10 protein-coding genes are annotated in these 9,181 nt (G+C 64.7%); all 10 read left to right on the forward strand.

From position 1 onward, the window contains the following. Positions 1–44: 44 nt before the first annotated feature. Positions 45–476: a hypothetical protein gene (locus GEV06_16815; protein ID MPZ19560.1), complete on the forward strand. Its 432-nt coding sequence runs from the start codon at positions 45–47 to the stop codon at positions 474–476. A 3-nt stretch (positions 477–479) separates the two neighbouring features. Continuing rightward, positions 480–1,196 carry a hypothetical protein gene (locus GEV06_16820; protein MPZ19561.1) on the forward strand — a complete coding sequence of 239 codons (717 nt, stop codon included), beginning with the start codon at positions 480–482 and terminating at the stop codon, positions 1,194–1,196. Positions 1,197–1,199: 3 nt separating this feature from the next. Then, complete coding sequence (locus tag GEV06_16825; protein ID MPZ19562.1) at positions 1,200–1,502, forward strand: hypothetical protein; 303 nt, start codon at positions 1,200–1,202, stop codon at positions 1,500–1,502. Further along, complete coding sequence (locus GEV06_16830; protein MPZ19563.1) at positions 1,503–3,590, forward strand: hypothetical protein; 2,088 nt, start codon at positions 1,503–1,505, stop codon at positions 3,588–3,590. Continuing rightward, entirely contained in the window at positions 3,587–4,093 is a 507-nt protein-coding gene (locus tag GEV06_16835; GenBank protein ID MPZ19564.1) for a hypothetical protein, read from the forward strand. Before GEV06_16830 ends, GEV06_16835 begins: the two co-directional genes overlap by 4 nt. Before the next feature lie 77 nt (positions 4,094–4,170). Beyond that, positions 4,171–4,503 (forward strand): hypothetical protein, encoded by a 333-nt coding sequence (locus GEV06_16840; GenBank protein ID MPZ19565.1) that lies wholly within the window; start codon positions 4,171–4,173, stop codon positions 4,501–4,503. A gap of 58 nt (positions 4,504–4,561) precedes the next feature. Beyond that, entirely contained in the window at positions 4,562–5,131 is a 570-nt protein-coding gene (locus GEV06_16845) for a hypothetical protein (GenBank protein ID MPZ19566.1), read from the forward strand. Between the two features lie 295 nt (positions 5,132–5,426). Next, positions 5,427–6,158 (forward strand): hypothetical protein, encoded by a 732-nt coding sequence (locus tag GEV06_16850; protein ID MPZ19567.1) that lies wholly within the window; start codon positions 5,427–5,429, stop codon positions 6,156–6,158. Between the two features lies 1 nt (position 6,159). Continuing rightward, on the forward strand, positions 6,160–7,569 hold the full coding sequence (locus GEV06_16855; GenBank protein ID MPZ19568.1) for a hypothetical protein: 1,410 nt from the start codon (positions 6,160–6,162) through the stop codon (positions 7,567–7,569). Further along, positions 7,569–9,181: hypothetical protein (locus GEV06_16860; GenBank protein MPZ19569.1), on the forward strand; the 1,613-nt coding region annotated here is incomplete at its 3' end. The genes GEV06_16855 and GEV06_16860, both read left to right, overlap by 1 nt.

The raw sequence follows: 9,181 nt of genomic DNA on the forward strand, positions 1-9,181 counted from the left end.
GAGAGGTGCAGAACTGCACCTCTCTCCCCACTAGAAGGTGATCGATGTCTGACCTACGACCCCTCTACGACTGCACCGTGCAGCTTCACGGCTCCAAGGAAAATCAGGTTCGCAAGACGGTGACAGCAGCCGAGATCCAAGTGCTGCAGAAGATTCACGGCGGCAACGAGCGCGGCAATCCCGGCGTTGTCGATATCGTGCCGACCAAATCCAAGAAGGCCGCTCGGCGCAACGATGTGCAGGAGCGCGCGTACTTGGCGCGCCGATACACGTCGTCCAAGACTTCCGGCGAAGTGCTGGTGAACAGCATATTCGGCATCGGCACCGCGCTGCCGCGCGAAGTCTCCGACATCCAGCTGGCCACCACGGTCACACCGGTCGTGGATGACGAGGGCGAGATCGTTGATCTGGAAGCCATGAAGGACGTTCGTCGCACCAAGCTCCCCAAGGCAGAGCCGGCGCAGATCGAGGCGTAACCAGTGCGCGGTTCCCAGTTCCTCGAAATGGTCACGATGTTACGTGATGAACTGGGCCGCACCAATGACGTAGCGGTCAGCACCGGCGACGTGGCGTCGCTGAAGCGCACGATCAACCGCAACTACGAAGCCCTCTACGCCGACTACGACTGGCCGCATCTGCGCCAGTTCGCAACCATCCCGCTGCTCCAGGGCGAACGCTACTACGACCCGCCGTCGGTGCCATCCGACCCCGACATCCCCGCGCCGATGGACTATGACCGGATCGAGCGGATCGATGTCCGGTGGTCGGGCCTTTCCTACCCGGTCGAGCGAGGCATAGACGCCAACGACTATAACTCAATCGACAGCGAAGAAGACGAGCGCAACGGCCCCGTTCTGAAGTGGGATGTGCGGTTCACCGGTGACGCGGAACAGATCGAAGTCTGGCCGATCCCCGACACGAATGACCAGAAGCTCCACTTCACGGGCTTCCGGAAGTTCACGCGGCTCGTGAACGACAGCGACATTTGCCTGCTCGACGACAATCTCGTGGTGCTGTTCAGCGCGGCCGAGCTGCTGGCGCGGCAGGAGAGCAAGGACGCCGGCGCCAAGGGGGCGGCCGCGCAGGCGCTCTACACGCGGCTCAAGGGGCGAAGCAAGGGCGGCAGCCGCACCTACACGCTCGGCGGCCACCTGGAAAAGAAGCCGTTCACGCTGGCGGTGCTGGTGGGGCGGTGACGGATGGAGGAGTTATTCCGCCGTCTTGCCGCAATGACACCGCCGATCTGGGAACGGCCGATTGATTGGTCGCGCCCAGTTATTGACAACGGCGATGGCAGTTTCTCAACCGAGAGAACGATCACCGTCGGCGGCGGCCCGTACACAAACATGCCTTCCATCGTGAACGGCGTGGAGTTGCCCCCCGACGCAGCGGTTCAGATGCACCGGTGGGGCGTGAACGAGCCCACGGGGCAGTACCCAACGATTTCTCAAGCCATAGCGGCGGCGATGCAGCGTTCGCACGCCAAAGACCGGCCCCAGTAAATGGCCCAGCTCCACATCAAAGACTTCAAATTCGGGCTCGACCGCCGCCGCCCCCGGGTGACGGGTGTTCCCGGTACGCTGTGGGTGCTCAAGAACGCCCACATCACGCGCGGCGGCGACATCGAGCGCGCCAAGCGGTTCGTCCCTACGTTCACCCTTCCGGCCGGCACGCACAGCATGGCCCGCCTGCGCGAAGACATATACGTGTTCGGGTCGGAAGACCTCGAAGCGTCCGTGCCCGACGGGGTGAACTACCAGCGGCTCCAGGCGCCCGGCGATCCCGTCATGACGGAAGTTCTGGGTGTCGCGGCATTTGCGGGCAAGCTGTACGTCGTCGCGGCGTTCGACGACGGCACGACGTACCACTTCTACGACGGCGTACTGGTATCGGACTTCGACCCGGCGTCGGGCGATTTCACGCAGTTTGCCTCCAACCTGGCGGCCAAGATCGACGAATCGGAAGACGTTTCGGCTACCGCCTCCGGTGCTTCGATCCTGCTCGAAGCGCGCACCGCCGGCGAGGAAATCACCATCTCGGCGTCGGCCATCAACGGCGCGGGCGGCGTGGACGACCAAACAGCCGTCAACACCGAGACGCAGGCCGCCGTCGAGGAAGTCGCGGAGGTGCGCGCCGAGGGGCGGGTCACAATCAACGTGCCGGGGAGCGCAACCATTAAGCCGCGCATCGCCCAGATCACGACCAGCAACGGCGTGCAATTGCTGAAGGCCGCCGCGGAGGTGGCGGTCAACCCCATACCCACGCAGGAAGGCCGGTTGACCGCTGAAACCAAGAGCCAGATCAACGCTAAGACGGCGGTCCACGGGTACACGGCGACCCGCGACGGCAATCAGATATTCATAAAAGCCCCGGTCGGCGAGGGGACAGCCGCCAACGGGCGTTCGATGTCCACCAACCACAACAGCGCGGTAACCGTCAACGAGACCAATTTTTCAGGCGGCGTCAATCACGCTAACGCGAGACGCCAGAAGAACACGATCGCGCTCGGCGGAACTTACGAGGGCGCCGACCTGTACACCGTCACGGTGGAGGGCACATCGTACTCGCTGACCGGCGATGGCGGCAGCTCGGCGGGTGCGTTTGTGTTCGCCTACAAGTCCCGCATCTGGGCACTGGCCGAGACGCTGCTGCGCGGGTCCAAGCTCAACGATCCCACCAACTGGACGGATAGCGATGCGTCGTCCGGCGCCGTCACGATCGACACGTCGAACGAATCGCAAGGGTCCGGCATCCTGGTGGGGGCGGCCGAGTACCAGAACCTCATCGCGCTATTCGCTAAGGATCAGGTCCGGATGTACGCGATCTTCGCGGACGCCGAGCAGATCAAGCACGAACAGACGCTCGACAACACCGGCACGCACTCGGGGCGGTCGGTTATCACCTACGGCAACAACGATGTCTACTATCTCGATTCAAACGGTATTCGGTCGATCCGGGCGCGCGACACCATCAACGCCTCTTTCGTGACGGACATCGGCGCCCCGCTGGATACGTTTATCCAGGATCATCTCGCGGTGTTGGCGTCGACGGTCGCGAGCCAAGCAGTGGCCACCATCGAGCCCAGCGACAGCCGGTTCTGGCTGGCTCTTGGAGAGAGAGTTTACGTGCTGTCGTTCTTTCCGGCCAGCAAGATAACGGCGTGGAGCTTCTACGAGCCGCCGGTGCCGATCACCGATTTCGTACGCAGAGGCCGCCGGCTGTACTGCCGTGGTGGGGACATAATCTACCTCTACGGCGGGCAGAGCCATGTGGAGTACCCGGAAGCCGACGAGATGCCCGTGCTGGTGAGCACGCCGTTCATGGATGCGGACGCTCCCAACACCGAGAAGCAAATCACCGGGTTCGATATCTCGTGTCAGAACGAATGGCTTGTGAAAGTGCTGGTCAACCCGAACGACGAAGACGAGAAGGTGGAGATCGGGCGCATCTACAAGAATACGTCGGTCATCCCCCACATCCCGGTGTCGGCCCGAACGGCGCAATTCGCGTTTGAATTCGAGTGCACCAAGGGCGGGCTTGCGACAATCTCGACGGCGTCGATGCACTTCAAAGGCGATGAATCACGGTGAAGCCTTTCATCCGCGAGGCCACGTTGGCCGACGTTCACGCCGTGATGGCGGATTTGTCGGGAGTATCGGCATCTGAAGTCCTACGGGGCAAGACGTGGTGGCAGGCCCTCCCGCTCACACGGGAACTGTGCAAGCAAGGGCCGGTCGACGCCCTCATTTGGGGTGGCGAGCCGATCGCTGTTTTGGGGCATATCCCCGCAAACCGCGATCCATACACCCGGTTCACGTGGACGCGCTACCGTCAGGCGTTCTTCGAGCATGGCTTACGAACCATGTTGATTGCCCGTAAATACATGAAAACATTGCAGCTTTTGTACCCGGGCGTCAAATTCGACAGTTACACCAACTCCCGGCACCCGGACATAGTTCGGTGGCACAAGCTGTTCGGTTACGAGTTCATGGGGGAATACAACGGCCAAGCTCTGCTGTTCCGGCTGAAGCCGCTGGAAGCTCCTGCGCCGGTTGTCGAAAAGCGAGACACGGGCTTGCCTACGCCGGCCTAATAGTCTACACTCTAGCCACGCGGACGTATGCCCCGGAGATCGCCGCCCCGGTTCCCAAAGTCTGGGCTTGCGATTTCGTGTGTGACATTTTCGGTGACTCCGGCGGCCAGTCCACTTCCGGCAACGTGTGGCAGACGATCGGGCAGGAACGCCCGAAGACGGCTACCGGTTGGCTCGAATTGGGCGAGCGGGGGCTGACCCCCGCGCAGGCGCCGTTCGACGAGAACCAAGCCAACTACGATCAAGCGGCGAAGCGGCTGCCCCAGGTGGGGCGGTTCCCGGCGCTCAACCCCGCAAACGCTCCGGCGCCGTTCGACGCAAACCAAGCCAATTACGACCAGGCCGTGAAGGCGCTTCCGCAAATCGGGCGGTTCCCGCTCGGCCAATCCAGGGGGCCATCCCGTGTGTGACATTTTCGGTGACCCCGGCGCGGCCTCGCGCCAGCAGGCTGGGCAAGACCGCATTCGGATGCGGCAGGAGGAAAAGGAGCGCCGGGGGGATGTCCGAACCGGCCAGCGCGAGATCGACCGCAATTTCCGACAGTTCGACGGCCCGTACTACCAGGGTGTCCGGAGCGATTACCTCGGCACCCAGACGCCGCAGATCCAGAGGCAGTACGACAAGTCCAGCGGCAAGCTGTCCGCCATGCTGGCGGATCGCGGTGTGCTGAACAGTTCGATCGCCGGCAACGCGTTCGGCGACCTGGAGCGCACGCGCACCGAGGCGACTGGCCGGGCCACCAACGAAGCCTTCGACGCCGAGAATGCGTTCCGGGACCGGGTCGAGAAGTCGAAGTCGAATCTCTACTCGCTTAACCAAGCGGCCGCCGATCCCAAGATGATCGCCGCGCAGGCGCTCGGTCAGACAACCGCGCTGACGCCGCCGCAATCGACTTCACAGCTTGGCGACCTGTTCGGCAACGTGCTGGCGCCGTTCGCCAACTTCGCTCGCGCCGACGCGTACAACCCGGCCGGCGGGCGCGTCAGGAGCTTCTTTGCGCCGTCTTCGGGCGGTGGCAGTTCGGCGGTGTATAAGTAATGCCTGATCTTCCCCCGAAATACGCTCCGCTTCCCGGTCGCGAAGGTACGCTCGCTCAGCTTTTGGAGGCGTTGGCCGCCGCGATGTCCGGCGGGCAGAGCCAGCAAGAGCGTGCGTTTTACAACACGACTCGTGCGGGGCTCGCGAACCCGAACACTCTCCCCGAGGGAGCACGTTCCTACGGGGGTTTGGGCATGAGCCTTGGTGATCGCCGAGAAATGCAAGGCTACCAATCTCAAAACATCGCGCACGATGTGCGGTCTTTGTTCCCGCCGGGTAGCGGGGGTTACCGATAATGTGCGATCCAATCACAGCCGGCATCATGCTCGCCAGCACCGCGGCGTCCGCCGGCGGCGGCTTGCTCCAGCAAAGTGAAGCCCAGAGTTCCGCCGCCAACGAGGCCGCAGCCCGCAATCGTGTGCTCGAACAGTACATGGAGCGGCAGCGGAACCTCCACGCGCAGAACCAGGAACAAGCCGCCAAGGCGCGCGGCGAGCTCGACGAGACGAAGCAAACCGCCAAGCAGGCCGAGAACGTCGAGCAGCGTTCGCAGGCCATCGACACCAACGCGCAGCCGGCCGACGCCGGCGCGATCCCGCTGTCCGGCAATGCGCCGTCGGTCGTCAAGGGCCAGATCGCCAACCGGATGCTGAGCGCGTTCAACGACGCCACCAACGAGGCGAAGGCGAAGGGTAAGTTCTCGGCCTACGGCGACACGTGGGGCCAGAACGACCGCGCGATGCTCCAGCCCGGCCGGATGATCGACACGTTCAACAACTTCTCGCGCGCCAACACCTCGATGCTGCCGCTGGAGCAAGACCTGGTGGGCTACGCAAACCGCAGGCCGCCGTCAGGGCTCGGGGGCATCTTGCAGGGGCTCGGCTCGCTCGGGGGCGCGGCGGCTGGTGGCTTGAACCCAGCGGTGTTTGGCGCGAGCGCCCCGAAGGCGCTCGGCCATGCGGTGTCGACCGCGGCGCCAGCCGCTCCGTGGTGGGGCGCATCCACCGCATTCCCGTGGGGCCGCTAACGTGCCAACGATCGTAAACTCATACAACACCGACAACCCGCTCGGGAAGGTTCTCGCCCAACTTGGCGAGACGGCGTTCGGCCCCGGCCAGATGACGGGCGCGCTGGCGCGAGGAAAGTTGCAGGGGCTTCAGCGCGAGAACACCAATATTCCACTTTTCGCGGACGCTGCAGCTCGTGGGGCTGACCCTGCTGAGATGACGCGGTTGATGGTGTTGAGCGGCATCGATCCGAAGAAGGGATTCGGCTACAATCAAGGCCGCACCGTTCTACAGAACCCGACCGATCCATCGACGTGGACGCCAGCCATGATGGCGGTGCCGGGTACGTCGTTCGGCAGTACGCCTACGGGGGTGACACAGGCGCTCAACGCAGCGGCCGCTCGCGCGGCAGCGTCGGACACCTCCCGTGAACGTGTCGCGGGGATGAAGCCGACGAACATCTTGGGGCCGACGGGGCCGATTATTGCGCCACAGAGCGAAGCTTACGGCCAGACGCCGGTGCTGCCGCGCACCGAGTACCAAGGCGCGTTCGGGCAGCAGTACGGGGCGACCCCCGAGGCCGTACAGGCGCTCCCGCCAGCCGCGCAATCGGTTATCGGCGGGCAGCCGACCGCGCCTCCCATCGGGCGCCCGATGACTAACCCCCTTACACACGAGGCCGGCATATCTTACGACGGAAACCGCACCGTCACCAAGGCAGACGGCAGCACCGTTCCAGCAACCGGGGGGTGGCTGCCCACCGACCCGCGCGTCGCCGTCGGGGAGGCACGAACCGAGCAAGAGAACCAAAGGCTGACGCAACCATTGGCAACACCGCCGGCCGAGACGAGCGCCGCCGCCGCGGATGCGTTCAGTACAACGGGTCCGGTGGCCTTCGGGCAGGCTGAGGCGAACCGGCTGTGGGGCATGATCACCGGAGGGTACGCGGGCGAAGTCGGCGCGAACATCGAGCGCTCACGCGCCCGCCTCAACCTGATGAACCAGACCATCATGCGCGCGTTCAAAAGCTCGTCGAGGGGCGAGTTCCCGGTAGAGGAGCAGCGGCGCGTTATGGCCCTGTTACCCGGAGATGCTTTCCTTAAGAACCCGGTTTCGGAAGCCAACAAGATCGGCACACTGGTCGACCAGCTCTCGACGGAGAACCAGCGTTTGCGTGAAGTCCTGGTGCGAACCGCGCCGGGGCGCTTGCGCGAGCAGTACCAGGCTGCGCTCAATGACAACGAAAAGGCGCTCGGGATGTTGACCGAGCCGGCGGATGGCGCTCCTGCGGCTCCGCAAGGTTCAGCGCCCGAAGCGGCTGAACCCCCGCCCGCCGCCATCGAGGCTCTGCGAACGAACCCGCGGTTGCAGTACCAGTTCGACCAGAAGTACGGGCCGGGCGCCGCGGATCGTGCGCTCGGGGGCCAGTGATGGCCAACTTTTTCGACCAGTTCGACGCCCCGGCAGGGGCACCGTTGAAACCCACGGCGCGACCGAACTTCTTCGACCAGTTCGACACGCCGGAGGCGGGCATAACCCCTGAGCAGGGGCTGCCGGAGCTGACTCCCACGGAGCAAGCGCCCAGTTTCCAGCCGCCGGACACCGGCTTCGCGGCGGAAGCGTTGCAGCCGTTCAAGGGGTTCAACACCGCGCTGGCCGAAACGGCGGGCCGCGCGCTCGACGTGGTTCCGTATTTCGCCAGCAAGGCGCTTGGTGGCGAAGGCGTGCACCCGATCGAGAACCTCATCAAGCAGTACACTGCCGATCCTGTACCCGAGCCGCAAACGCCGATCGGCCGCAGTCTGCAAACCGGTGGCCAATTTGTCGGCGAGTCGGTTCCCCTGCTCGCCGGCGGCGCCGGCTTAGCGGGCGCAGGCGTGCGCGTGGCGGAAAAGGCGGCGCCTACGCTGATGGAGGCGGGCCGCCGCTCCGTCAACTCGATCCTCGAAAGTTTTGCCCAGAAGCCGGTCGCGACAACCGCATCGGATGTGGTTAGCAACGTGGGCGCCGGGGCGGGCCAGCAGATCGCCAAGGACAATGACCAAGGTGTTGTGGGGCAAACGCTGGCGGGCGTGCTCGGCGGCATGGCGCCGGCCACTTACGGCATGGTGTCGCCTACGAGGCTGCTGGCGAAAGCCGCCCCCGCCACCGCGCAAAAGTTCAGTCACCTTTTCGTACCGGACGAAGCGAAGTTCATCCCGGAAAGCGTCCGCGCTCGCGCCGCCGAGAAACGCGGGCAGCAAGCGGTGAGCGCCGTGGCGGAAGAAGTCGCGCCGATACTACGGTCCCCGGGTACCCAGCAGGAGATGACCCGGGTCGACGCGCTCAAAGAGCGAATCCCCGGCTTCGAGCCGAGCCTGGCGCAGCGCACGAACGACCCGGTGCTGCTCAACAAAGAGGTGGAGATCGGGGGCAAGGCGACCGGCGACCAGCTTCGTACGGCGCAGGCCCGGCACGACCAGAGCGCGGGAGCGATTCGCGGCTTCGCCGACGAGGTAGCCCCGCCGCCGGCGGGCGCTGTTCCGCCAGAGGACATTGTCGGCCGCGCGGCCAGCCAGCGGGTGAGCGGCGCGCAAACGGCTGTTGAGCGGGGAATCGCCGGCACCGAAGGGCGGATCCGGGAAATGGGCGAGAGCCTGCCGGAAGTGGATCGCGCTCGTACCGGCGCGGGCCTCCGCGAAATTCGCGGCACCGAGCAGGCGGCAGCCGATCAACATACGCGCGAACTACGCGCGGCGATCGACCCGACCGACAGCGTGTCGGTGCCGACCGAGAGCCTGAACGCCGCCATCCGGACCGAACTGAGAAATCAGGGCACCGACCTCACGTCGCCGAATGTGCCGCAATCCATCCGCAACCTGCTCGACCGCACCGCGACAGAGACGAGGACCAGCGCGATTGTCGACCAGGGTGGAAATCCGATCACAACGGATGTGCCGCAGACCGCGAACATCAACAGCCTGCTGGAGAAGCATACCGACGTCCTACAGGACTTGCGTCGGCTCAACAGCGCCGCCGTGCTTACGCCTGAGCAAATCAGCCA

Origin of the sequence: Luteitalea sp., assembly GCA_009377605.1 — a bacterium.
Classification (GTDB): domain Bacteria; phylum Acidobacteriota; class Vicinamibacteria; order Vicinamibacterales; family Vicinamibacteraceae; genus WHTT01.

Bases quoted from the DNA above. Each gene is read 5' to 3' on its own strand.
- GEV06_16850 (MPZ19567.1), top strand. From the start codon at position 5,427: ATGTGCGATCCAATCACAGCCGGCATCATGCTCGCCAGCACCGCGGCG.
- GEV06_16825 (MPZ19562.1), top strand. From the start codon at position 1,200: ATGGAGGAGTTATTCCGCCGTCTTGCCGCAATGACACCGCCGATCTGG.
- GEV06_16830 (MPZ19563.1), top strand. From the start codon at position 1,503: ATGGCCCAGCTCCACATCAAAGACTTCAAATTCGGGCTCGACCGCCGC.
- GEV06_16815 (MPZ19560.1), top strand. From the start codon at position 45: ATGTCTGACCTACGACCCCTCTACGACTGCACCGTGCAGCTTCACGGC.
- GEV06_16845 (MPZ19566.1), top strand. From the start codon at position 4,562: ATGCGGCAGGAGGAAAAGGAGCGCCGGGGGGATGTCCGAACCGGCCAG.